Source organism: Planctomycetota bacterium (assembly GCA_039182125.1).
Taxonomy (GTDB): Bacteria; Planctomycetota; Phycisphaerae; order Tepidisphaerales; family Tepidisphaeraceae; genus JBCDCH01.
This window is the reverse complement of record JBCDCH010000057.1, coordinates 1-24,584: the sequence shown is the minus strand read 5'-3', so window position 1 is coordinate 24,584 and position 24,584 is coordinate 1. Positions and strand designations below refer to the sequence as shown.

The window sequence follows — 24,584 nt, the reverse complement described above, 5'->3', positions numbered from 1 at the left end:
GCGGGCTCGGTGGTGGAGGTCACGCCGACGCTTGTCGCACGGGCTTCGACCGTCAGTGCATGACCCCGTTACTCCGTACGCTCGAACACCAGATGGTTGAGCGAGTCAACCGCGGTTGCGCGATCGAGGCCGATGAGCTCGACGGTGATCGTCATCTCACCAGCCGGTAGCTCAACCTCGCCGAGCGCGATGCCTTGCTTGGCATCGAAACCGAAGATCGGATGTTCGTAGATCTGCCGAAGCGGCTGGTCGACAACGGCATCGACGCTCGGGCCGTCGGCACCGAAGGTGATTCGGAACGTCCCGTTGGTCGCGGCCTTGGCTTCTCCGATGAGCGTGACTCGGAACGTGCCGGCCGATCCGACGGTGACATCCATCTCGAGTTTGTCGCCCACCTGATCCCACTCGAACGTGTCGAGCGCCGAAAAGGCCACGCCGTTGGCGCGTGTAGCCGCTCGGAGTTGAACGATCCCCGGGACGCCGTCGGCGGCGTCGATGAACTGTGTCGGCCGTTCGAACGCGACCGGCGATTCGAGCACGCCGGACCACCACGTGCGCAGCGCCTCTTCAAGGGCCGCCGTTAGTTCGGGATCGTCCATGGGCCGCCGCTCGCGCGGATCGGTCGAGAGGTCGAAGAGCATCGGTCCGTCGGGGCGGTGGATGAACTTGTGACTCCCACGCCGCATCGAGAGGGTCATGCGGTCGAACGCGAAACGATCGGGCGAATCGGTTTTCGTGAGCATCTCGAACCGCTGCACCGTACGCGGTCGCCACGGGTCGAACGAGTCTTTCGGCTCGGCCTCGCCGAAGAAAAGATCGCGCTCCGGTAGCGACTCGGTTTGGCCGGTGAGCAACTCGGCCAGGGAAACGCCATCGAACGCTGGGTCTTCGGCATCGAGCCCGGCCAGTTCGGCCAAGGTTGGAAACAGGTCCATCACCACCGCCGGCTCATCGTGGACAGCGGCGGGAACGGCGTCCGGGTAACGAACAAACAGCACCGAACGTGTGCCGTTCTCAAAGATAACGCCTTTGCCGCCACGCAGGCCGTTCGGATTCCGCGTGCGCCAGAGTTCTTGCCGTGTGGCGTAGTCCTTTCCGCGAACGCCGGGCGGTCGGGCACCGCCGGACGGGGCCGGGCCGTTGTCACTCAGGAACAAGACAATCGTGTCATCCGCGTTCTCGTCGACGGCTTCCAGAAGCCGACCGATCTGGTGATCCATGAAAGTCACCATCCCGTAGAAAGCCGCAAGATTGTCATCGAGACCAGCGTCGCGGTAGGGCTGTTGGTATTCCTCCGGCGACCGCCAAGGAGAGTGCGGTGCCATGAACGCGACGTACATGAAGTACGGGTTATCTCGCGGCACACGGATGAAGTCGATGGCGGCTTCGGTGATCTGGTTTTGTGCCCAGTCGTCCATCGGAGTCGCCTCGCCATTGACGCTGAAAGCCGCGCGTTCCTCGGGGAGATACCTGTAGAGATTGGCGATGTGGGCGATGTCGAAGCCGCGATCCCACGGGTAATAGCGATCGCCCAGACCGCTGTGCCATTTGCCGACCATGCCGGTGTCGTAGCCGGCATCTTGGAATACCTCGGCGATGGTCAGCTCGTCCGGCCCGAGAAAGTCGCGGCCGCCGTGAACACCCCACACGCCGACCCGCTGAAACGACTTGCCCGTCAGCAGAGCCGCGCGTGTCGGGGCACACTTGATCATGACGCCGAACTGGGTCAGTCGTGCCGACTCCCTGGCCAAGGCGTCGAGGTGTGGCGTTGACACGAGCGGGTTGTTGATCCCGACGTCATCCGAACCGAGATCGTCGGCGAGGATGATCAAGACGTTCGGTCGGGATTGCTCGTCGGTTTCCTGGCCGAGCGCAAGGCCCGTCCATGTCAAGCAAATCACGGCAGCGGTGAGGAGTGTCTTCATTCTGGGTTCTTTGGTTTGCCGAACTCGCCGAACGGGTAGGGGGTACCCGTGACATAACCGCCCAGAAGCTTTCGCATTTCGGCCAGTGTTTCGGCGTGTTCGGGGTCGTTGGCGAGGTTGATTTGTTCGCCGGGATCGGCGTGCAGGTCGTAGAGCTGGTCGTCGTCGAAGTAGCCGGGGAATCGCAGGTCCGAGCGGTAACGGACGACATTGCCGTCGGGGTCGTTGAAGCTCGCCGAGGTGCCTTCCTGGTTGAACTTTTGCCGGGTTTCGGCGGTGATGGTTTCGGCGAGGCGTGGCGGGAAGCGCGTCGCGATGTACTTCCAACGTGGCGTGGCGACCGCGCGGGTGAGGGTCACTTCCATGTAGACGCTGTCACGCACCGAGTCGGCGGTGCCTTCGATCAGCGGGAGCATGCTGACGCCATCGAGCCCGTCCGGTTTGTCCTGTTCGGCCAGTTCCAGCACGGTCGGCACCAGGTCGACCAGGCTGACCAGCCCGTCGACCACCTTGCCGCCGTGTTCACCGCCGGGCATGCGGACCAGCAGCGGGACGCGCCCCTCGTTGAGAACGAACTTGCCGTCACGGCCGTGGTCGCTGGTGAAGATGACGACCGTGTTGTCGAGTTGCCCGGTTTCGTCGAGGTGGTTCATCAGGGCGCCGACGGCATCGTCGAGCCAGAGCACGCCCGCCGTTTCACTGCCGGCTTCCCATGTCTCGAACGGCCCGTGTTCGGCAACGCGACGCTGGAGGTCTTCGTAGTCCGCGTCCCCATGGGCATTGACATGGTCATCGCGAATCCCGACCGGCGTGATGCGGAGGTCGCCGTCGATCGTGACGGTGATGTCGGGCGGATGGGGGATGGTCGTGGCGTGGTAGACGAACCAAGGCGTGTCGGCCGGTTGCATCAGCGGCAGCGTTGCGTGGGTCAGCCAGTGTTGCTGGTGCCCCGAAGCGGTGGCCGGTAGCGGCAGCCAACGCGTGTTCTCCGTGTACACCGCTTCGGCCTGATCGAAACCGCCGACACGTTGAACGAAATCGGCACGGATCTTGGCGTTGTCGACCAACTCATCCTGGTACTCGGGCGCGTCGATCCACGCGCCGTTGGGGACATGCCACTGCCGGGGATGGCCGTTGTGCCATTTGCCGACGAAGCCGGTCCGGTACCCGGCGTCGTTCATCCGGTCGGCGAGGGTGGTGTCTTCCTCGACGATGAACGTGTTCCAGCGCAGGCTTGGCCACGGGTCTTCGATGTCGGCGAGCGTCGAGCTGTGGCTTGGGTGCTTGCCCGTGAGAAAGGCGAACCGGCTCGGCGTGCAGACCGTGGCGGCGGCGTAGCAGTCCGTGAACCGCACGCCCTCGGCGGCGAGTCGATCAAGGTTTGGCGTGGGAAGCTCGCCGCCGTAACTGCCGAGGTCACGTATCTCAGCGTCGTCGGCGACGATAAAGAGAACGTTGGGCGGTTCCGCCGACGCAAGAGCGCCGGCGCTGAGCAAGGCAAGTGCGAAGTTGTGTAGGTTCGATAGCATCATCAAACTTTAGGGCTACACACGCGTTTGTGTAAGTTCGCTGCCCGACCTGGTCTGTCCGGCCAGGTGCGCTCGCAGACGCCGAATGTCGCCGATGCCGCCGAGCAGGAATGTCACGGCCATGATTGCGGCGACGATCAAGCCGAAGACGACGAAGACTTTCCAGTATCCGACCCACAGGGACGTTGGAAGCTCGGTGAAGCTCGAGACGGCGATGCCGACGATGAAGACGCCGATCAGCAGTCCGACGTAGCCGAGGTAAAGCACGACGGTCAGCCGGCTGCCCAACGCGAAACGCTTGAGGTCGAAGATCGAATGCGTTTCGGGAAGGTCGCCGTGCTCGGCGCGTTGTTCGGGAGTGCGGTTCAGCAAGCGATCGAGGTCGACCGGCTCGCGGCAGGTCACAAGCGAGACTCCGACGTACCCGATGATCGACGCGGTCATCGCGATGAAGAACATCCACACGCCGTTGATCGGGAAGCTCTCGCTCAACTCGCTTAGTGCGGGGATCGACGGCCAGAGCAACCGCAGGACGATCCCGCTGACCGCGATGACCGGCCCGATGATGAGCGCGGCCCATGCGCCTTGTGTTGTCCCACGCCGCCAGTAGAGGCCGCCGATGACCAACGCGCCTGCTGCTCCGACGTAGAGCGAACTGGTGAGTTGGAAGTACATGAAGATGTACTCCTGCACCGGGAAAATGAGCGACCAGAACACCGCGAAAGCTGCGACGCCGAACATCGCCAGGCGGAGCAGTTTGAGCTTCACCCGCTCGGTCAACGGCTTCTTACGCAACGGTTCAACGACATCGTGTACGAAGATGCTGCCCCAGGAGTGGACGAACGTGTTGTCCGTCGACACCGCCGCACCGATCATCATCGCGACGAACAAGCCCATCAGCCCGATGGGTAGGAGCTGGGCAAGTACGACCGGCACTCGCATTTGTGTCTGCGTCTGCTCATCGGGCAGCAGCGCGAGTTGTTCGTTAACCGCGGCGGCGGTGTCGGTGAAATCGACATGGTGCATGACCACCCACGCGCCGATCGGGATGAGCATGATGACGAAGTTACGGACGTTGAACATCCAGTCGCCGAGCATCCGGCTGAATCGCGCCTCGTCGGGCGAAAGGGCGGCGGCGTCGTAACCCTGGCGCGTCGGGAACGCCATGAACGAGTAGAACCGGTTGGTTGCGAGGATCAGGAAGAACCAGACATTGAAGCTGCGGATCTCCGACTGATCGAACGGGTCGACCTTGCTCTCACCCGCACCGGCCACGGTGGCGCCTTCGAAGAACGTGTCCCAGCCGATGGCCCACAGGAAGAACACGGCGATGGCCAGCGTGCCAAAGATCACCAGCAGACCCTGAAGGAAGTCGGTCACCATGACCGACACGAGTCCGCCGGTGAGCAGAACGATCATGGCGATGGTGAGCACAGCGAGCATGACCGGTAGGGCGGTCGGGATCGCGAAACCAAAAACGTCGAGGCTGACCGGCAAGCCGCAGAACGCGACGAGAAGATTCGCGGTAACGCCGGGGAAAATGCCGTAGTTCAACACGCCGGCGATGAATGCGAGCACGCCCGCCCAGATGCGAACGCGCGGGCTGTACCGTTCGGCAAAGAAGTGTGGCATCGTCAGCGCCCGCGTCTCACGGAAGCGGTACTGAATCCATCCGCTGAACATGATGATCGCCCACATCGGCATGAGCAGCGTCGACCACCACGCACCGGGAAAGCCCGAGACATAGAACTGCTCGAACGTGGCGACGACGAAGATGGCGGCGAACCCGCCCATGTCGTTGGCCATCGAAAGGATGAAGCGGCCCGCACTGCGACCGGCGGCCATGAAATCGGCGGTACTTTTGGATGCCCGCGAGAGCGTGAAACTCAGCCCCAGAAGCAGGGCGAGAAAGCCCGCAACGATGGTCCAATCAAGCCAACCCATGGAATGAAGTCCTCCGCTGCGGTGCGTGGTTATTCAGGCCGTGCCGTGTGACGCATGGCCCGGTACTTCTCCAGCACCTCGGCATACTCGGGATCATTTGCGAGGTTGTGCCAGTCATGCGGGTCGGCTACCCGGTCATACAACTCCTCGCCGCCGTCGACGTAGCGGATGTAGCGGAAAGATGCATCGATGATCGCCTCGTTGTCCATCGACTCGTGGAAGACGCGAGCCAGGCCGGCCCAGTCTCCAGCCGTTCCCTCGATCAGTGGCCCAAGGTCTCGCCCGTCGAGTCCTTCCGGTGCGTCAAGCTCGGCGAGGCCAACGACGGTGGGATACAGGTCGATCAGGCTCACCGTTTGCTTACGTACGCCCGGTTCGATGCCGGGGCCGACGATGATCATCGGCACACGTGTGGATCGGTCCCAGAACGAGAACTTGAGCCAAGCCCCTTTTTCCCCGAGCTGGAAGCCGTGGTCGCTGATGAAGACGAGATAGGTGTTGTCGCGCTCCGGCGAGGTTTCGTAAGCGTCCAGTATCTTACCGACGCACGCATCGGCGAAAGACGTCGATGCCCGGTACGCCTGGACGGCTTCGCCCCAAAGGCCCAGATCAACCAGCGGCTTCTGCAGTCGAGCTTTGTTCGCCCATTTCTTCCCGGTTGCCGGCAGGTCGTCGGCATCGCCTTCGAGATACCCGGGCAACTCGGGAACGCCGTCCGGGTCATACAGGTCGAAGTACGGGCGCGGCGCGAAGAAGGGCAGGTGGGGGCGGTAGATCCCGCAAGCGAGTAACGTCGGCCCGGCCTCGTCCAACGTCGCAAGCTGCTTGCCAATGAACGCCGCATTGCGAAAGTCGTTCGTCTCGTCGTCGTCGACGTCGATCGGCCCCCACTTGAACGCGTTGGCCGGCCAACCCTGGATTCGACCTCGGTGCCAAGGGCGATCTCCGAGCTCGGCCTTGGGTGTGCCGATCTCGATTTCGTGGTACTCGTCCCAGGACTGCTCGATGTCGGCGAGCTTCGCGGCGGGGTGTCGCTTGTTGGCACGCCAGCCGGAATGGAAAATCTTCCCCGCCGCGATGGTCGTGTATCCGTTCTCCCGAAAGTGCTGCGGCAGTGTCACCGCGTCGGCATTGCCGGGGACTTCACGGAAGTAGGTGTTGTTGTCCAGCACGCCGGTCTTGTCCGGGTACTGACCCAATAGCAGGCTGGTGCGTGACGGGTTACACACCGGGCTGGTGCAGTGGGCGTCGGTGAACATCAGGCCGCGTTCGGCGAGGCGATCGATGTTCGGCGTGTGGACCGCCGCGCCGGTGTAGCCGATGTCGTTGTTCAGGTCGTCAATGATGACGAGCACGATGTTCGGCGGGTCCGTCGGCTGTGCGTGCGCGGTCGTGGCGAACACCATCGCGGCCGTGGCGGCGATGACAGACCGGCACGCGTGCGTCCATCGGTAAAGTCGGTGAGTCATGTCGTTTGGCCCGGGTTTCCGTGCGATTCAGTTGCCGAGCCAGAAGGGCGTCCACGGCAGAGCGTCGTCTCCGAGCGGGGCGTCGAGGTCGATCGGAACTTCGGGAATCTCCTCCCAGCGGCGCGTGCCGGCATGACCATCGGCAAAGCCGACCGAGCCGAGCCCGTCGTGTGGCACCGTCGCCCAGTCGAACGTGTCGAAGGTTTCATTGAAACGCATCCGGCTCGCGTCTTCGTTGATGTTGACCGACTCCAACAAGAGCATGGCGTCCGAAGCGCGTCGCACGCGGCTGAGTTTCTTGAACTGGCTGCGATACTCGTTGATGAGGGACGGGTCATCCTGGACAAGCTGGAACTCTTGCTCGGTGATGCCGAGCATGCCGTTGTAGGCGTAGCCCGAGATGAAAGGGTTCGTCGTGTCGGCGACAATCGTCACCCCCGGAACCGCCCGGTCTTCGCCAAGCGGGCAGGCGAACATGGAGTCGCGTACCTCTTCTCGCCACTTGAGAAATCCTGCGTCGTTGAGTTGGAACTCCTCGTCGAGCGCGATCGGGGCGATGAAATCCCGGCTCCAACGGGCAACCCACCGGCCGTTGGTCACCGGATCGCCGAACCGGTTGGTGTTGGGCCAGATAGCCATCGGCAGCGAGCCGACGTTCTCCGTGGCGTAGATATAGCTCGCGGTCGCACACTGGCGGATGTTGCTCACGCACTTGAGTTGGATCGCCTGCTGTCGAGCCCGGGTGAGACTGGGGAGCAAAATCGCAACGAGAATCGCAATAATCCCGATCACGACGAGAAGTTCCACCAGCGTGAACCCTCGAGCCCTTGAAGGAGTGGCTTGGCAACGGGTCGGAATGGGTTTAACGAACATGCTGGGCTCCTCTGCGTCCGAAGATCGTGGCATGCGGACGGCCGGATGACGCCCGTGCATTTTACTAAAGTACTTTACTATGCGATTCTGTCAAGCCTCCGAAGCTCGGCCCCTGCCGATGAAGCGGCGGGCAGGCAAGCGATATTTCGCGCGTGCCTGTTGACAACGGGGCGGGCCATTGTAATCTACTCAAGAACTTGAGGAGCGCATGGCCGCTCTCGTCTCACTGGTACCCCATTCTTTCGTGGAGGAAGAAATGTCCAAACTTACACTTACTCTTGCCGCCTCAGCGGCGACCCTCGGTCTCGCCGGTGCCGTTTCGGCGGCTCCGATCGTCTTCGATGACTTCAACACCGGCGGCGGTGGTACCTTCATCGACAACCAAGCAAGCGGGACGACCACCGTTGGCGACGTGACGCTGTCGCTTGCAGTGACCAGTAGTGGCACTTTTGAATCAACTAGCACAGGCACTGGGATCGACGCTCCCGGTGGCGGCGATAGCCCGCTTCAAGTTGATGGCGGCGAATCATTTTCTATCTCGTTCGATGTCGGCGGAACGCTCGATGAAATTGTCGCGTTCCAGTTTCCCGGTACCTCGACTGTGACATTTACCAACAGCGAAACCGGTTTTTCTGATGAGGTGACCTTCATCGAGGATGACAATTCGGGTCAGACAACCAACGTCGCCGCACTCGACTTGGCGTTTGATGCCGGTGATGTCATCAACGTTACGACGGTCGGAACCACCGTGGCTGGCCTATCAAGCGGCTATCGGTTCAACAGCTTCACCATTACGCCCACTCCGATTCCCGAGCCGACCTCCGCTTTGGCGATTGCGGCCGGCGGTTTATTGCTCGCGGCTCGCCGTCGGCGCACGTGACCCTTTTCGCCTGATTTGTGAATCAGACTGCGGGGTGGCCCTGCCCAGTGGGCGGTGCTACCCCGTTTTGTGCGTGATCCGTTGATCTAACAGGAACCCCGATGATGAACCATCCGACACTATCCGGCGAGCGAAACCTAAAGCTTCTTCCAGCGTTGGCTTTCTGTCTCGCCGCCGTGGTTGGTGGCTGCGATTCGACTGAACCGACCGACGACGCCGAGGTGCCCACCGGGTCAGCGGCAGTGAAGCCGGATGCGTCATTCGTCTCGATCTCTGATGCGGTGATCGAACAGCCCGAGCTACGCCAGCCCTGGCTCAACGGCAATCTCATCGCTTGGGACAAGGAGAACATGCAGCACCACCGCATGGCCCGAGCTTTGGGTTACGACTACGTCTGCGAGGTACGTGACACGGTGTATCCCGGCCATAGCCAGGCCAACGCCGAGGACTCCCGCGACTTGGGTTTCTACGTCAACGACCCGCACAAGAAGGTTCAGCCGTTCTACACCTTCGAACTCAGCGACGTGGAACTGGCCGGCCATCTCGAGCGGTACCCGCACACCTTCTCGTGGTACCCGGAGATGTCCCGCGCGATCGACAACGACGAGATCGCCGCGATGAAAACGCAAGACCCGGAACTCTACGAGAAGGTCAAGCACGACTTCGAGGCCACCAAGGCCTGGTCGCATCCAAACCGTGAGTTTCCCAACAACCTCGGCCAGCTTCAGAAGTGGGGCAGTGGCGTGCGATGGGAGCCGTACAGCGACTTCCAGCAACGCGACGTGATCGAGCGGCACACCGAGGCCGTCATCGACTACATCCGTCGGGTGGAAGACAACGATTTCAACTTCCGGTTCAAAGGCATCGTGATCGACGTGATCGAGCCGTGGGACGAGTTCAGTTGGTCGTCGAATCGGCCGCTTCCTGGCAGCCCCAAGCGTGAACGCTACTCCGTCGAGCACGACGGCATCACCCACCAGTACTCGACGGTCCGCGAGGGCTGGTACCACTTCCTCGGCCACCTGCGTGACGAGCTCGAAGTCGCGTTCCCCGAGCGTGACATCAAGTTCATCTGGGAACCCACCCCGATGGTCACGACGTGGGTCGAGCCACTGATGAAACACCGGTACCCGTCGGTCACCGACGAACTGTTCCAGAAGATCAAGGGCGACGCGCTCATCGACGAAAAGCCCGGCTTCGCGTACCTGACCAGCGAGTACCTCCACGGTCTCGGCGAGTGGCCGATGCATCGCCTGGGCACCGCGTCGGGCGACCTGTTCACGCAGAACCCCAACTACCCGACACAGCTCGTCTACTTCGGCGAGATCAGCTCGCGGGGTGGGTACTTCATGAGCTACGGCACCTTCGACCGCTCGCGTCGGCCGATCGCCACTTACGACAACCAGTTCAAGCTCATCCGCGCCCTGAGCACTTGGCAGAACATGCACATGACGCCGGTGGACAGCCGGACCTGGGACGCCGAGCGGAACATCTACCACAGCCCGACGGCGTATGCCGACGACCACACGCTGGCCGGCCTGCACAGCAAGAACGACCACGTCTACGCGGTGCTGATGAGCCCCGACGCGGCGGTACATTTCGCCGCCGGCGTGACCGTCACCGGGATGCGCTCGGCCAACACGTTCTGGGAGCCCGTGGACCAAGCGCCTGCGGCCGAGGTGTTTGATGGAGTCATTCGCCCTACGACGGATGCGTCGTTCCCCGTCAGTGTCGTCGCCGAGATCGACCGGCCCGACGGCCCGCCGCGCGTATTCGCCACCGCTCCGGGTATCACGCTCGCGCAAGACCGCTCGGTCGTGAAGCTGCCCAACGCCACGCTCAGTGATCCCAGCTTCGAGAATGGCGCCGACGCATGGTTCGGTACCGGCAGTGGTGCCAACGTGATCCGGCTCGTTCAGGATCCGGTCCGTACCGGCGATTACGCCGCCCGTGTCACCGGCCGCGGTGCGATGTGGCACGCGCTCGGCCAGGACGTCACCGGTGTGCTGATGAACACCCGCCAGGGCAAGTATCGCGTTACCGCCTACGTCCGACCGGCGCGCACTGACGGCAAAATTTCGATCGGCCTGGCTTACAGCGAACGCGGCGAACGTACCCAGCACCGCGACCCCGCCGTGCCCATCAAAGCAGGCCAATGGAACAAGGTGGTCTTCGAGTACGACGTGGACTGGGGCGACTGGATCGAGGGCGGCCGACTGTCGGTCACCCGTGCCGACTCCAAGGAAGATTACTTCGTCGATGACGTTAGCATCGAATACCTCGGCCGCGACTGAACCGCCATGACCGCCACCACAGATCTGTTCCAACGCGTTGCCGACAAGCCGGTACTTAACGTCGCCGACTACCCCGGCGTCGCGCAGCTTTACAACCCCGCACCGGCGAAGATCGGCGACGAGTTCATCCTCCTAGTGAGCGTGGTCGACCACGTCACCGACGAACCCGGTCGGGACGTCGGCCAGACGCGCGTCGCACGCAGCAAGGACGGCGTGAACTTCGAGCTGTCGAACGGCAACTTCATCCCGCACGACAGCACCGCCGAGCCGTACGCGCTCTTCCATCACTACATCGACAACCGTGTGACGCCGCTCGAAGGCTGGCACTACATCGTCACGCCCGTGATGATCCGTGGCTGGGAGAGCCCGGTCGGCGTGCTCGGTCGGACGAAGGACTTCTCGCCCGGCAGCTACGAACGCCTCGGCGTGATCACCCAGCCCAAGAATCGCGGCGCGTCGTTGTTTCCCGAGAAGATCAACGGCAAATACCACAAGCTCGATCGTCCCGGCGGGGGTGTGGGGTCCAACGGCGAAATCTGGATGAGCAGCTCGCCGGACCTCTTGCATTGGGGCGACTACCGCCCGGTGCTTCAGCCGAACTACAAGTTTTGGAACATGAACAAGATGGGCCCGACTCCGCCGATCCGCACCGATGCGGGTTGGCTGGAAATCGTCCATGGCGTGTTCATTCCCGCCGGCGGGGCGTGCTACTACGTCGGTGCCGTGCTGCTCGATCTGGACGAGCCGTGGAAGGTCATCGGCAAGACGCAGAGTTACCTCATGTGCCCGCAGCTTCCGTGGGAGCGCAGCGGCAACTGCGACAACGTCGTATTCCCTTGCGGCGTGTTGCCGGACTACGAAAAGGACGAACTACGGCTGTACTACGGCGCGGCCGACATGAACGTCGGGCTGGCCATCGCCAAGCTCAGCGATGTCGTCGACGCCTGCGTGCGCGGCCTCTGAACCCACATCTGCCAAGGATTTCCATGAAGACTCCCATTCTCATCACAGCCGTTTCTTCCGCCCTGTTCATGTCCACAACCGCTTGGGCGTCGGAGCATTACTACCGGTTTGAGCCGGGTGCCGAGGCGGCCAACGAAGTCGGCGACGTCGATCTCGCGGACACGCCGGCCACGACCGATGAACTCGGTAGCATCCCCGCCGAAATCCCCCAGACCGGCGCGGACAACACGCAAGCGGCGGACGGTCCCGCCCAAACCGCGCCGATTCCGGGGGTCGTGACGGATCAGCAAAGTCTGACCGTGGAGGCCATGTTTGTCGCGCCCGAACCCGGTACCACGTCGCAGTTTCCGTTGGTGACACAGTGGAACCTGGGCGAGAACTCCGTCTTCCGATTTCTTCTCCAACCCGCCGGCGACGGTGCGGACGGTGAAACGCTCAACGGCGAAACCCACCGCCTGGTGCTGGTCATGCGTCAGCGCGACGGGCTGGTAATCCGCCCCAACTCCGACCGCAACGGCGCGAACGCGGATGATCTGACACTCGTTCCCGGCAAGGCGTACTACGCCGCCGTCGTCTTCGACAACGCCGCTGACGAGATCACGTTCTTCGTCCGGGATCTGGAAACATCGGAACTGCGGTCGAAAACCACGCCGCAGCAGTTCGGGCGTTGGGAGCAGGACGTCGACACCCCGCTCAACATCGGCACGAGTTCGCTCGATGCGCCAGATCTCAACGCCGTGATCGATGAGGTGCGTGTTACGCCGCGCGCGTTGACCGAGAGCGAGTTGCTCATCTCGGATGCCGAATGAGTCGGTCGGCGTCGGCGAACCCTTAGTCGGACAAAGCCGCGAGCCGTACACGCTCATTGTTTCATGCGATCCGCGGTCTCACGCCACGGACGGCTTGCGGCCGTTGGCGCGGCGGGCGTCGCAGAGCTGGCCGATGTGAACCGCCGTGTGCAGGGTGACGACGTTGAGCAGGTTGCCGAGCGTCTGAAACGTGTCGAACTTCGCCAACTGCGGCGGCACATGCATCGGCGGTTTCCCCAGGTCGTCGACGGTTTGTTTCCCAACGAACTCGATCGTTCTGTCCCGCAGTCGGGAGAACAACTCGATCGCTTCTTCGAGGGACGGATAGTCATCGGGATCGGTGGTCGGCTCGGTGCCTTGGCCGCAGGTGTCTTTCCACTTCGCGGCAGGGCTGGGTTCACCGGTCATGATCTCGAGAAAGCCTCCCTCGGAAACGGCGAGGTGCGCCATGACCCAGGTCGGGTGATTTCCGCCGTTGGGCGTTGGCTGGCAGAGCGGCTTGTCGGCCATGTCACGTGCCGGACCGACCGCCCATTCGCGGCTGGTTTCCAAAGCACTGACGACGAGGTCGATGGCGTTCATAGCCAGCCATGGTAACCGATGCCTGCGACCCGCCATGACCCACGTCGGCATGGTGCCCCCATGAACAAGGCTGCGGGGCCTCGGCGTGCGTGATGAGTGGGACTACATGGGATCAACCGGTGCCCACACCGGCATGGGATCATCGAAGGAGTGCCATGTCTTCGGGCCCGCTGCCATCTCCTCGTCGGTGAGCAGTGCCTCGTCGAGCGCGGCTTCGAGGCCTGCACGGTCCATCTTGATGCCGATGAACACGATCTCCTGTCGGCAGTCGCCGACGTTCTCGTCCCAGGTGTCCTTGATCCATTCGAGCGTCTCCAGATCATCCGGCCAGGTCTCACGATCCACTGCCGCGAACCACCGACCGGCGCGGTCGATCTGCAGCGACGAGCCCGCCTGGGACCAGACGCCGCAATCGCTCGGCCGCGTCGCCATCCATAGGTAGCCCTTGGACCGAACCACGCCATTCAGACCTTTGTTGAGCATCTTGGACAGTCGGGCGGGGTGGAAGGGTTTGCGGCGGCGGTAGACGAAGCTGCCGATGCCGTACTCTTCGGTCTCGGGGATGTGCTCGCCGTTGAGCTCCTTGATCCAGCCGGGCATGAGCGAGGCGGCTTCCTCGTCGTAGAGCCCGGTGCCGATGATCTGGTCGGTCGGAATCTGGCCGCGTGTGGTGCGGACAAGCTTCGCGTCGGGGTTCATCGCACGCAGGGTCCCTTCGAGCCGCTCGACCTTCTTCTCATCCACGAGGTCGGTCTTGTTGATCACGATCACGTTGGCGAACTCGATCTGGTCGGTGAGCAGGTCCACGATCGTCCGCTCGTCATCCTCGCCGGCGGCCATGTTCCGGTCGTCGAGGCTCTGGTGGCTGTCGAAGTCTCGTAGGAAGTTCGCCGCGTCAACGACGGTGACCATCGTGTCGAGATCAGTCACGTCGCTGAGGCTCTGATCATCCTCATCGCGGAAGGAAAACGTCGCCGCGACGGGCATCGGCTCGCCAATCCCGGTGGACTCGATCAGCAAGTGGTCGAACCGCCCCTCGGCCGCGAGGTTCTTCACCTCGATCATCAGATCCTCGCGCAGCGTGCAGCAGATGCAGCCGTTGGTCATCTCGACCAACGTCTCCTCGGTCCGCGAAAGGGCAGCCCCGCCGTCGCGCACGAGATTGGCGTCGATGTTGACCTCCGACATGTCGTTGACGATCACCGCCACACGCAGTCCCTCGCGGTTGTTCAGGACATGGTTGAGCAGCGTGGTCTTGCCGGCGCCGAGGAAGCCAGAAAGAACGGTGACGGGGAGTTTGCGGTCGGTAGTAGCGTTCATGATGTTGGGGATTGAAGGTCCGCCTGCGGCCGGCAAGCCGCGGGCGGAGGAAAATGGTTTAGCGGCGGCGCATCAGGCCCAGGCCCGCGACGGCGAGCAGCGAAAGGCTGGCCGGCTCGGGAATGGTGAAATCGAAATGGAACGTGCCGCTGGAGAGGTAGGTGCCGCTCAGGTCGTTCATCTGGAACGAGGCGGAGTACACGCCGTCGGCGGCGGTGCCGTCGGTGAAGAACACCGGGTTGAAGGTTTCCGCGCCGTCGAACAGGGCGGCGGTGTCGCCGACGCTGTCCATGAGCACGTTGCCCGCCGCATCGCCGATGCTCAGGCCGTCGGTGAGACCGACCAGTTCCAGCTCGATGTCCAACCCGCCGACCGGGTTGATGTAGCTCTGGCTCGTGGCGTTGAACATGTAGAAGGCGGCGTTGCCTTCGGTGGTCGTGCCGGGCTCACCGACGGGCCCGAAGCCGGGCGTCAGCGGCAGCGAGTCGGTCTTTCGGATCTCGTTGGGCGCGTAGCTGTCCCACACGTCGGAGCCGTTGTCGACGTTGCTGGTGAGCTTGCCCGCGTAAGCACCGGTGCCGGGCTGGAGGATGAGCGCGCCGTCGACGTAGAACTCGGGCAGGCGGTTATTGAAGTTGGTCGGCACCACCGTCGGGTCATCGATCGGACCTTCGTAGGTGTAGCGGCCGATGCTGTGGTAGTGGCTGCTTTCGACGTTGTCCAGGAACGCGTGGTTCCAGAGGAACGTCAGCCGGTTGAAGTTGGGGTTCTCCAGGCCGGTGTAGGTGCCGAAGGCGACGTTCTCGCTGGTGTCGACACCGACGTAGTAGTTGGAGAAGGGGCCGCCTGCAGAGGCGGTCAGTGCCGTGGCGGTCACCGCAGCGGCCGCGGTCAGAGCAATGCGCTTTGTGGAAGTGAGAGTTTGCAGAAGTTGCATGGAAATTTCTCCAGTGGGAGGTGGGTACCGGAGGCGCAGGCGGTGCAGCGGGTTTGTGTTAAGCTGCACACGTCCCGCTCCGGCGGGGTGTGGAAGGCGGCCGTGGTTTCTTGACGGGAAGACGGCCGCCGGACCGGGGCCCGCGGCTCACGCGAGCTGCGGGTCTTTTGATTGAGATAGTCAGGGCTACCGACGCCGACGGATCAGGCCCAACGCGCCGACGCCCAACAGGCCCAGGCTCGCCGGCTCTGGCACCACCACGTCGAACGTGGCGATGAAGGTGCCACTCTCGACAAGCGTGTTGTTCGACGACAGGGTTCCGCTGGCGGCAAACACCAGTTCGTAGGTGCCCGGCTCGGTGAAGTTCCAGTTGAAGTGCTCGTGGCTGCCGGGGTTGATCGGCATCGTGTTGTTCGCCGCCGTCAGGGCCGCGTTGGCGCTGCTGAAGAACACCAGCGGGCCGGCGGTGCGGTTCTGGTGGACGCTGAAGTCGCCGCCGTCGGGGCCGCTGACGATGCCTTCAAAGCTCATGGTCACGCCGTCGACGAACATGCCCGACGGGACGCCGTAGCCGGCGAAGCCGATGTAGGGCAGGTGCGGTTCGGGGCTGCTGGCGGGGAAGATGAACAGGTCCTCGTCGGGGCCGGCGCCGGTGAAGTCCCAGGCGCTGCCGCCGGGCCGGGGGGTTGCGTCGTCCACGCCGGCGAGGAAGCCGGTCGCGTCGCCGTCGAAGATGCCGCGGATGGTCGTCTGTTCGACGAGCGAGCCGCCGGCAGTGCCAAGGTCGAACCAGTCGAAGGTGAAGGTGGTGCCGTCGAAGTTGGTGTTCAGGTCCCAGTGGCCGCCGTCGATGACGGTCTGGCCGTGTGCTGTTTGGACCGTGCCGGCGAGGCCGATCGTGGCCACGGCAGCCAAGAGCGGGGGTGAGTGGATACGCATGGTTTTTTCTCCAGAAGGGGTGTGGGAACGGTTCCGGCCGGGGACGCCCCGGGCGGTGACGGGAAGTTCGTGGGGTTTAGTTGCCGCGCGGCCGACAGAAGTTCACCTGCCAGTCGCCTGCTTCGGCGAGGCTCTTCATCTCGGTCGCCTGCATCGCCGAGACGTGCGTGTCGGCGTAAAGGATGTTGGACCGGCCAATGGGGTTTTCGATCTCGTTCCGACCGCCGTGGCGCTGCGGTTCAATCTCACCAGTGAGCGCTTGCCAGCGTGCTTCGGGCGTCGCTTGGGCGAACCAACTCCGCGCGTGGGTGTGGTCCCAGTACGGCGTGATCTCCATCCGGTCGGCCAGCTCGAACAACAGCGGGATGTTCGACGAGTCGCGCAGCTTGGTGAACTTGGTGAAGTCTTCCAACACCTGTCCGACGCCGTTGGTGAAAGGGATCGCGACGTACTCGTTGAATACATAGCTGCTGCCCTTTTGCGGGATCACGTCGTCGTAGCGGGCGTGCTCCGGGCAAAGGCGTATCTCGTCCACCTCGCTGACGTAGGGCGCGAGCGTGAAGACCCATGATTCTTCCGGCGGGTTGGTGTGCTGGGTGAGCGGCAGCTCGAGGTCGTAGTCGTTGGCGTACATCGTGAGCGCCACCCCGAGCTGTCGCATGTTGCTGGCGCAGACGGTGGCGTTGGCCGCACTGCGGGCGCGGCTGAGGGACGGCAGCAGGATCGAAATCAGCAACGCGATGATGCCGATGACGACGAGCAGCTCGACAAGCGTGAAGCCCGAGAGGGAGGTGACGCGGAGTTTGCGGTCGGTTGACATGGGTTGAGTCGAGGAGTGAGTCAGTTGGTGCAGTCGGCGCAGCGCCCCGAGAGAATCAGTTCGTGGTGCTCAAGCTCGAACCCCTCGGGCACGAACCGCTCAAGGCGACCCGGGCAGCCGGGAATGTCGTAAACGCGGTGGCACGTCTGGCACTCGAAGTGGTGGTGATGCGGCTTGCCCGCAACCTCAAAGCGCTTGGTCGCGCCCGGCAGTTCGACCTCCAGGAACTTTCCGTTGGCAACGCCTTCGTTGAGTAGCCGGTACACCGTCGCGATGCCGATGTCGCCGAGCAACTCTTTGAGTTCAGCCGCGCAGAGTGGGCCAGCGGCACCAAGCATCGCTTCGTGCAACCGGTCCCGATGGTTGGAGTGGTATCTCACACGGCGAATTGATAATCGATTCTCAATTCATGTCAAGCGCGACCGCGACACGTCGACGTTTCGTCAATGATGGCGGCCCAACGTCGTCGGCTACGCGGTGGTTCGAGCCGTCGAGCGGTGGCTCTTGGTTTGGATCATGTCAATAGAGACCCGCGTGCCAGCCTTTGTAGATGTAGCGGTCGAACTCCGATAGCGAGCGTCGCATCTCTTCGATCAGCCACTGCCCGCCGAATGTGATCGAGGCTTCATGCGAAGCGTAGATCATCCAGGTCGAAGCTGCGCTTGGGTTCATCCAGAAGCCTTCGGCCCCGGTGTAGTCGAAGTTGGCGTCGGCGGCGTCGAGCTCAAAGCCATCGTCAAACTCGCGAAGCTCCACGATGCGCGACGCGCCTTGTGCTGTTAGCAATCGAGCGATGAACTCGGTGGACTTCGGTAGCACCGCCGTGTGGATGGTCACGACCCGGCGCTCTGGTGGCAGGCCCTCGACGGCGCCTCCGTACCACGTACCCCATGTCGAGCGGAACACCTCGTGAAGCCTCTCGTGCTCCTGCGGGTTGAGCGTCCGGCGGCTCGTGCAGAATTATACTTCGGTCACAACACGAAGCTCCCGTTGGTCGCCACTCAATGAAGGAGTGGCGACCAACGGGAGCGCGTCGCGAGCGATCAGGCGGATCTACGCCGCGATCTTCGCCAAGGTTGCGTTGACCTTTTCCATCATGCTGTCGGGCGTGAAGGGCTTGATGACGTAGTTGTTCACGCCGGCCTTGATCGCTTCGACGACGCGGGCTTTCTCGGCCTCGGTGGTGCACATGATCAGCGGGGTGCTCTTGTCGAACTTGCGGATCTCCTGCACGAGTTGGAAGCCGTTCATGTTGGGCATGTTCCAGTCGATCATGATCAGGCCGAACTTGCCGACCTCGTTGTTGATCTCGGCCAAGGCTTCGACGCCGTCGCCGGCCTCGGCGATCTCGGTGGCGACCTCGCCCAGGCACTTCTTCTGGATGTTCCGCATCGTCTTGCTGTCGTCTACGAGAAGGATCTTCATGGCAATCTGTGTTTGGGTGTTCGTTGAGCGCTGGGCGGCGATGCCGCGTCGTTGGATGGGGATGAGGTCGTTAGACTTCCTTCACGCTGATCTCGACGGCGAAGTCGCCGACTTCCGTGGTGCAGGGGATGACCAGGCACGGCACGTCCTTGAGCCGGGCGATAGTGTGGCCGTTCCCGATGACGACGCTGGGCGTGGTGATGCTCGCCTGCTTAGTCAGGTCCTTCTTGGCACCGCCGGCGATCATGTTCGCCAGCTCGCCAACCGCATCGGCGAAGTCCGGGTCGTTGAGCTCGAACTCGACGCCGGCGAAGGCTTCGACGAGCTTGAGCGCGGCACCGGTGTCGAGGCTGAGCACGACCGAGCCGAGCACCTCACCGCCGAAGCCGATGATCGCCGAGACGTCGTAGCTCGCCGCGGGGTTGCCCTTGACGTGGGGGCGTTGGACGGTGGTTTCGACGCCGACCATCGTGCTGAACACGTTGCGGACGGCGTTGACGAAAGGTACGACCAACTTCGGGTTGATCTGTTTCTTGTCGGTGGCTTCTGCGACTTCGGGCATGTCCCATGAATCGGGCATGCGATCCACCGACTTTCGTGCCGGCCGGAAAAGAAAATCCGCAGGGACCGATAGTTGATCCACGCGGTGATCGGCGCTTGCCGTTTGGCAACCTCATCAGCCTCGACTGAGGTGGTCGTCGATGCCTTTGACGCCTTCGACGCTGCGAATCTCGTCGAGCAGGTTCTCCCGCTGGAAGTCGGGCACGTCGCCGCGCACGGTGACGATGCCGTCGTGAACCTCGAAACCCACCCCATCGCGGTCGGCGATCTTGAGCCGGATGCGTTCGGTCAGTTCGTCGTCGCCGATCGGCTCCAGGCCGGCCCAGCGTTGTGCGGTCTCGGCCGACCGCTTGAGCCTGTCGCCGTCGAGTGCCCAGGACTTGTGCAAGACGGCGGCCAGAGCCGCTCCGAAGCCCACAACGCCCGCCGCGACGAGTACCGCCGATACGCCGCCGTCTTCTTCCTCGTGATTTGCGTAGCGCGTCGGCTTGCCCCGCAAGACGCGAAAGGCATCGCCGGCACGGTGCGAGGTTTCGTCGTAGACGTTGCCCGCGACTTCGCCGGCGCTGGCTTTGGCCGCTTTGCCGGCCAAATAGGCCGCCGCGAGCTTCTCGCCGAGAGCGGTGCCGATGCCCATGTACCTGTTTAGCGCCTTGCCTCCGAGGTAAGCACTGCCCGACTTGGTTGCCGCTTCGAGGATGGCGTTAAAGTCGAAGCCGTCGTCGTGTTGGCCATTCTCCGTGCCGTTGAGACGGGTCTTCTGATGCTGCGCGAGATAGGCGGATAATGCGCCGGCACCGACGCCGGCGAGCGTGGTCAAAATCGTGGTGGTCGGGAAGTTCATGGTGCTTGCTCCTGTAACATTAGGAGCAGCAATCACCGTGCCGTCAGGCGTGGATTGCTTTGCCGTCACTCGCGGCCATGGCGGCTTCCTTGATCGCCTCGGGGAGCGTGGGGTGGGCGTGGAACACACGGGCCAGGTCTTCGCAGCTGCTGGCGAACTCCATCGCGGTGACCGCCTCGGCGATCATGTCGCTGGCGTGGGCGGCGACGATGTGGCAGCCGAGCAGGCGGTCGGTCTTGGCGTCGCCGATGACCTTGACGAAGCCCTCGGTCTCGCCCATGCCGCGGGCGCGGCCGTTGGCGGCGAGGTTGAACTTGCCGATCTTGATCCCGTCCTTGCCAAACTTGTCGGTCGCTTCTTCCTGGGTGAGACCGACGCTCGCAAGTTCGGGGTGGGTGTACACGACGGCGGGGCAGGTGCCGTAGTTAACGTGGCCCGCGCCGCCATGGATGTGCTCGACCGCGGCGATGCCTTCTTCCTCGGCATTGTGGGCGAGCATGATCTTTCCGATCACGTCGCCGATCGCGTACACGCCGTCGGTGGCCTTGTAGTGCTCGTCGACGGTGATGAACCCACGGTCGGTCGGAGTGACCCCGACGCTGTCGAGGCCGAGCTTGTCGGTGTAGGGCTTGCGACCCACGGCGACCATGACCTTGTCGACGGTGATCGTGGTTGCATCGCCGCCGTCCTTGGGCTCGTATACGACTTCGACCTTGTCGCCTTTGACGGTGGCGGACTTGGCCTTGACGCCGAAGTGGAACTCCAGCCCCTGCTTGGTCAGCGACTTCTGCAGCGCCTTGGCGCACTCGGCATCGGACGCGGGGAGGATGCGGTCCATGAACTCCAGGACGCTGACGTGCGCGCCAAGCCGGTTCCACACCGAGCCGATCTCCACGCCGATGTAGCCGCCGCCGACGATGAGCAGCTTCTCGGGCAGCTCGCCGATTTCCAACGCTTCGGTGGAGGAAAGGATGTGCTTGCCGTCAAACTTGAAGCCGGGGATCTCGATGGGCTCGGAACCGGTGGCGATGAGTATGTTCTTCGCCGAGTAGGTCTTGCCTTCGACTTCGACCTTGCCTGGGCCGGCGATCTTGCCGTGGCCTTCGAGGTGGGTGATCTTGTTCTTCTTGAACAGGAAGCCGACGCCGCCGGTGAGCTGGCCGACGACCTTTTCCTTGAACTTCATCATCGCCGGTAGATCGAGCTCGACGTTGTCGATCTTGATGCCGCGATCGGACAGCCCGTGCTTCGCGGTCGCGTAGCGCTCCGAGGAGTCGAGCAGCGCCTTGGACGGGATGCAGCCGACATTGAGGCAGGTGCCGCCGAGGTACTGGCGTTCGACGCAGGCGACGGACATGCCGAGTTGGGCGGCTTTGATGGCCGCGACGTATCCGCCGGGGCCGGCACCGATGACGATCAGATCGAAGGAGTCGGACATCTTGCACGACGGTAGGCCGCTCAGTCGACACACTCCGCCACAGCGATCTGGCTGTCGGCGGTTCCGTAGTACAACAGCCAGCGCCCGCCGAAATGCACCAACCCCTCGGCAAAGCACACCGCATCGACCTGCCCGTCCAACTCGAACGGCTGATCCGGCACGAGCAAGGGCTCGGTGCAGCGCGAGATCACTTGCGTCGGTGAGACGGGGTCGAAGCTCAGCAGGCCCGGGCAATAGCGCACACCGCCGGCGGGCGTGCCGGGCTGGGCCCGACCGCCGCTCGGGGCCGAGCCGTTGTAGATCAGGTGGATGCCCTCGGGCGTCCAAACCGCCGGCGGTCCCGGTTCGACCAGCAACTCGTCGAAGCGCCCGGGTCTTGGCCCCACGATCGGCCAGGGCACGGTCGGGCCTTCGACGACCTCGCGCCCGACGCCCGGCGTGAAGGTCCGATCGGCCAGGTGCCTTGTGGTCACCACGTCCCATCGCACCAGGTCCGTACTTGTCGCGGCGAAGATGTCGCTCTCGCCGAAGTACATCCAGAAGCGCCCGTCAACATTTTTGGCCACGCCCGACGCGCTGACGATGCTGCCGGCCTTCGCCCAGAGGTCGGCAAACGGCTCGGCCAACGCTCGGCCGTGCTTGGTCCAAGCCCGCAGGTCCGGCGACGTCGCGACCATGAGCCGGGCACGCTTGCCGTCGTACGCGGTGTAGGTCATGACGAACCCGCCGTCGGGGTGGGCGACGATGTGTGGGTCTTCGCAACCGCCTGGCCATTCGACATCGCGTTGCTCGTCGTCGGCGGGAAACAGCACCGGCTCGGGCTCGACGGTGAAGTGCAGGCCGTCGGTGCTGGTCGCGAGGCCGATGCGGCTCGTGCCGGCGAACGGGCCGACCTCATCCTCGGCCCGGAGCAGCAGGTGGACCTTGCCCTGATGAACGATCGCGGCGGGGTTGAACACGTCCTTGGCCCGCCACGCGACCGGCCCGGCCAGTGGACAAACGAACGTGGCGTCGGCATTCGGCCCGAGGATCGGATTCACACCAGCCGGCTTGGTCCAACGGTCAAACATCGGCGGGCAATCCCCTCATCACCTCGGCCATGATCGTTCCCGCACGCTCGCAATCGTCACGGCTCACGTCGAGGTGCGTCACGGCGCGGAGGTCGCCGTAGAGGGTCGAAAGGTCCAGACCGCGCTGCTTGCATTTGGCGGCGAAGTCCTCGGCGGTGCCTCGGGTGGTGCGGAAGAAAACGATGTTGGTCTGTGGCTCGCCGTGGGCGAGTTCGAGGCCGTCGATGTCGGCGATGTGCGCGGCGAGAAGCTTCGCGTTGGCGTGGTCGTCGGCGAGGCGCTCGACGTGGTGGTCGAGCGCGTGCAGCGCGGCGGCGGCGAGGATGCCGGCCTGACGCATCGCGCCGCCGAACATGTGCTTGTAGCGACGGGCTTTGTTTTCGATCCAGTCGTGACTGCCCGCGAGGACGCCGCCGATGGGCGCGCCCAAGCCCTTGGAGAAGTCGATCCAAACACTGTCGAACCCGGCGGCGTGTTCTGCTGCGGATTGGCCCGAGGCAACGACGGCGTTGAGCAGGCGGGCGCCGTCCATGTGCGTCGCCATGCCGAGCTCGTGGGCGGTCGCGGTGACGTCGTTGAGCTGTTCGACGGGCCAGACGGTGCCGCCGGCGAAGTTGTGCGTCTGCTCCACGCAAAGCAGCGTGACCGGTGGGGAGTAAACGCCATCGAGCAGGCGGGCTTTGCGTTTGCGTACCTCGTCGGCGGTAAAGCGGCCGTGTTTCGTGGGCAGGGGCTCGACTTGCAAGCCGGCCATGAGCCCAATCCCGCCGGCCTCGGCGCGGACGAGGTGACACTCCTGTTCGCAGATGACCGCATCGCCGGGAGTGGTGTGGGCCTTGAGCGCGATGGCGTTGCACATCACACCCGACGGCAGGAAGAGCGCGTGCTCCTTGCCGAGCAGCTCGGCGACGCGGGCGTTGAGCTTTTCGACGGTCGGGTCGGCCCGGCGCTGTTCATCGCCGACCTCGGCGGACGCCATCGCTGATCGCATCGCGTCGGTCGGCCGGGTCTGGGTGTCGGAGTAGAGGTTGATCATGAGGCGTTCGACATGGTCACTTAAGTGACCATGCCCGAAGTTACACGTCGAGCAGCAACCGCGCCGGGTCCTCGAGAAGTTGCTTGATGCGGACGAGGAAGCTGACCGATTCCTTGCCGTCGACGAGGCGGTGGTCGTAGCTGAGGGCGAGGTACATCATCGGTCGGATTTTGACCTCGCCGTCGACAGCCATCGGGCGTTGCTGGATGGTGTGCATGCCGAGGATGCCGGACTGGGGCGGGTTGATGATCGGGGTCGAGAGAAGCGAGCCGAAGACACCGCCGTTGGTGATGGTGAAGGTGCCGCCGGACATCTCCGCGAGGCCGAGCTTGCCGTCGCGGGCGGCCAAGGCAACGCGCTTGATCTCGCTCTCGACGTTGGCGAACGACATCGCCCCGACGTTCTTGATCACCGGCACGGTCAGCCCGCGCTCGGTGCTGACCGCGATGCCGAGGTTGACGTAATCGTGGTAGATGATGTCGTCGCCGTCGATCTTGGCGTTGACCCGCTCGAACTCGGTCAGTGCGATCGCGGCGGCTTTGGAAAAGAAGGACATGAAGCCAAGCCCGACGCCGTGCTTCTCGCCGAAGGGCTCCTTGTACTTCTTGCGCAACGCCATGACCTCGGTGAGGTCGACCTCGTTGAAGGTGGTGAGGATGGCGGCCGACTGCTGGGCGGCGATAAGGTTCTTGGCGATGGCCTTGCGCATCTTGCTCATCGGCACGCGGCGAGTGCCGTTGGCAGACGCCACGGCAGGCGCGACCTTGGCGGGGGTGGGAGCAACTTTCTTCTCGGCCGGCTTCCGCACCGGCGTGGATCCGGGCTTTTTCGCTTCGGTCTTGTTCGAGGCGAGGGCATCGACGGCGGCGAGCACGTCTTCCTTGGTGAGCCGACCGCCACGGCCGCTGCCCTTGATGTCGACGACG

23 protein-coding genes are annotated in these 24,584 nt (G+C 63.5%); 4 read left to right on the top strand and 19 right to left on the bottom strand.

The window, feature by feature from the left end; all coding sequences use genetic code 11:
* Positions 1–68: 68 nt before the first annotated feature.
* The 5 genes from AAGD32_13920 to AAGD32_13900 are packed head-to-tail and all read right to left on the bottom strand — an operon-like array spanning position 69 to position 7,740.
* A complete protein-coding gene (locus tag AAGD32_13920; protein MEM8875340.1) occupies positions 69–1,925 on the bottom strand; it encodes a sulfatase-like hydrolase/transferase in 1,857 nt (618 codons plus the stop codon).
* Positions 1,922–3,454, bottom strand: a complete 1,533-nt coding sequence (locus AAGD32_13915) for a sulfatase-like hydrolase/transferase (GenBank protein ID MEM8875339.1) — start codon at positions 3,452–3,454, stop codon at positions 1,922–1,924. Before AAGD32_13915 ends, AAGD32_13920 begins: the two co-directional genes overlap by 4 nt.
* A 15-nt stretch (positions 3,455–3,469) precedes the next feature.
* Positions 3,470–5,398, bottom strand: a complete 1,929-nt coding sequence (locus tag AAGD32_13910) for a sodium:solute symporter (GenBank protein ID MEM8875338.1) — start codon at positions 5,396–5,398, stop codon at positions 3,470–3,472.
* A gap of 29 nt (positions 5,399–5,427) precedes the next feature.
* The gene (locus tag AAGD32_13905; GenBank protein MEM8875337.1) at positions 5,428–6,867 is read right to left on the bottom strand and encodes a sulfatase; all 1,440 of its coding nucleotides are present in this window, start codon (positions 6,865–6,867) and stop codon (positions 5,428–5,430) included.
* Between the two features lie 27 nt (positions 6,868–6,894).
* Positions 6,895–7,740 (bottom strand): type II secretion system protein, encoded by an 846-nt coding sequence (locus AAGD32_13900; GenBank protein MEM8875336.1) that lies wholly within the window; start codon positions 7,738–7,740, stop codon positions 6,895–6,897.
* 208 nt (positions 7,741–7,948) lie between these two features.
* On the opposite strand from AAGD32_13900, the gene AAGD32_13895 reads away from it, so the two are divergent.
* The 4 genes from AAGD32_13895 to AAGD32_13880 all read left to right on the top strand — a co-directional run bounded on the left by AAGD32_13895 (position 7,949) and on the right by AAGD32_13880 (position 12,686).
* Positions 7,949–8,620 (top strand): PEP-CTERM sorting domain-containing protein, encoded by a 672-nt coding sequence (locus AAGD32_13895; protein MEM8875335.1) that lies wholly within the window; start codon positions 7,949–7,951, stop codon positions 8,618–8,620.
* A 155-nt stretch (positions 8,621–8,775) separates the two neighbouring features.
* On the top strand, positions 8,776–10,914 hold the full coding sequence (locus tag AAGD32_13890; GenBank protein ID MEM8875334.1) for a carbohydrate binding domain-containing protein: 2,139 nt from the start codon (positions 8,776–8,778) through the stop codon (positions 10,912–10,914).
* Between the two features lie 6 nt (positions 10,915–10,920).
* Complete coding sequence (locus tag AAGD32_13885; GenBank protein MEM8875333.1) at positions 10,921–11,877, top strand: glycoside hydrolase family 130 protein; 957 nt, start codon at positions 10,921–10,923, stop codon at positions 11,875–11,877.
* A gap of 23 nt (positions 11,878–11,900) precedes the next feature.
* Entirely contained in the window at positions 11,901–12,686 is a 786-nt protein-coding gene (locus AAGD32_13880; GenBank protein ID MEM8875332.1) for a LamG-like jellyroll fold domain-containing protein, read from the top strand.
* Positions 12,687–12,764: 78 nt separating this feature from the next.
* Here the strand turns inward: AAGD32_13880 and AAGD32_13875 are convergent, their stop codons facing one another.
* The 14 genes from AAGD32_13875 to sucB form a co-directional block, all read right to left on the bottom strand.
* A complete protein-coding gene (locus AAGD32_13875; GenBank protein ID MEM8875331.1) occupies positions 12,765–13,268 on the bottom strand; it encodes a DinB family protein in 504 nt (167 codons plus the stop codon).
* A 102-nt stretch (positions 13,269–13,370) separates the two neighbouring features.
* Complete coding sequence (gene zigA, locus AAGD32_13870) at positions 13,371–14,588, bottom strand: zinc metallochaperone GTPase ZigA (protein ID MEM8875330.1); 1,218 nt, start codon at positions 14,586–14,588, stop codon at positions 13,371–13,373.
* A gap of 58 nt (positions 14,589–14,646) precedes the next feature.
* Positions 14,647–15,525, bottom strand: coding sequence for an all3515 family Zur-repressed PEP-CTERM protein (locus tag AAGD32_13865; GenBank protein ID MEM8875329.1), 879 nt, complete (start codon positions 15,523–15,525; stop codon positions 14,647–14,649).
* A gap of 186 nt (positions 15,526–15,711) precedes the next feature.
* Entirely contained in the window at positions 15,712–16,464 is a 753-nt protein-coding gene (locus tag AAGD32_13860; protein ID MEM8875328.1) for a choice-of-anchor M domain-containing protein, read from the bottom strand.
* 76 nt (positions 16,465–16,540) lie between these two features.
* Complete coding sequence (locus AAGD32_13855) at positions 16,541–17,284, bottom strand: DUF1559 domain-containing protein (GenBank protein ID MEM8875327.1); 744 nt, start codon at positions 17,282–17,284, stop codon at positions 16,541–16,543.
* 20 nt (positions 17,285–17,304) lie between these two features.
* Positions 17,305–17,664, bottom strand: coding sequence for a transcriptional repressor (locus AAGD32_13850; protein ID MEM8875326.1), 360 nt, complete (start codon positions 17,662–17,664; stop codon positions 17,305–17,307).
* A gap of 139 nt (positions 17,665–17,803) precedes the next feature.
* The gene (locus AAGD32_13845) at positions 17,804–18,190 is read right to left on the bottom strand and encodes a hypothetical protein (protein MEM8875325.1); all 387 of its coding nucleotides are present in this window, start codon (positions 18,188–18,190) and stop codon (positions 17,804–17,806) included.
* Positions 18,191–18,337: 147 nt separating this feature from the next.
* The gene (locus tag AAGD32_13840) at positions 18,338–18,709 is read right to left on the bottom strand and encodes a response regulator (protein ID MEM8875324.1); all 372 of its coding nucleotides are present in this window, start codon (positions 18,707–18,709) and stop codon (positions 18,338–18,340) included.
* A gap of 70 nt (positions 18,710–18,779) precedes the next feature.
* Complete coding sequence (locus tag AAGD32_13835; protein ID MEM8875323.1) at positions 18,780–19,271, bottom strand: chemotaxis protein CheX; 492 nt, start codon at positions 19,269–19,271, stop codon at positions 18,780–18,782.
* A gap of 114 nt (positions 19,272–19,385) precedes the next feature.
* Entirely contained in the window at positions 19,386–20,114 is a 729-nt protein-coding gene (locus AAGD32_13830) for a BON domain-containing protein (GenBank protein ID MEM8875322.1), read from the bottom strand.
* A gap of 43 nt (positions 20,115–20,157) precedes the next feature.
* The gene (gene lpdA, locus AAGD32_13825) at positions 20,158–21,552 is read right to left on the bottom strand and encodes a dihydrolipoyl dehydrogenase (protein ID MEM8875321.1); all 1,395 of its coding nucleotides are present in this window, start codon (positions 21,550–21,552) and stop codon (positions 20,158–20,160) included.
* A 20-nt stretch (positions 21,553–21,572) separates the two neighbouring features.
* Positions 21,573–22,622 carry a glycoside hydrolase family 130 protein gene (locus AAGD32_13820; GenBank protein ID MEM8875320.1) on the bottom strand — a complete coding sequence of 350 codons (1,050 nt, stop codon included), beginning with the start codon at positions 22,620–22,622 and terminating at the stop codon, positions 21,573–21,575.
* Positions 22,615–23,658: a threonine aldolase family protein gene (locus AAGD32_13815; protein ID MEM8875319.1), complete on the bottom strand. Its 1,044-nt coding sequence runs from the start codon at positions 23,656–23,658 to the stop codon at positions 22,615–22,617. Before AAGD32_13815 ends, AAGD32_13820 begins: the two co-directional genes overlap by 8 nt.
* 40 nt (positions 23,659–23,698) lie before the next feature.
* Positions 23,699–24,584 (bottom strand): dihydrolipoyllysine-residue succinyltransferase (gene sucB, locus AAGD32_13810; GenBank protein MEM8875318.1); only part of this gene is annotated, 886 nt, incomplete at its 5' end.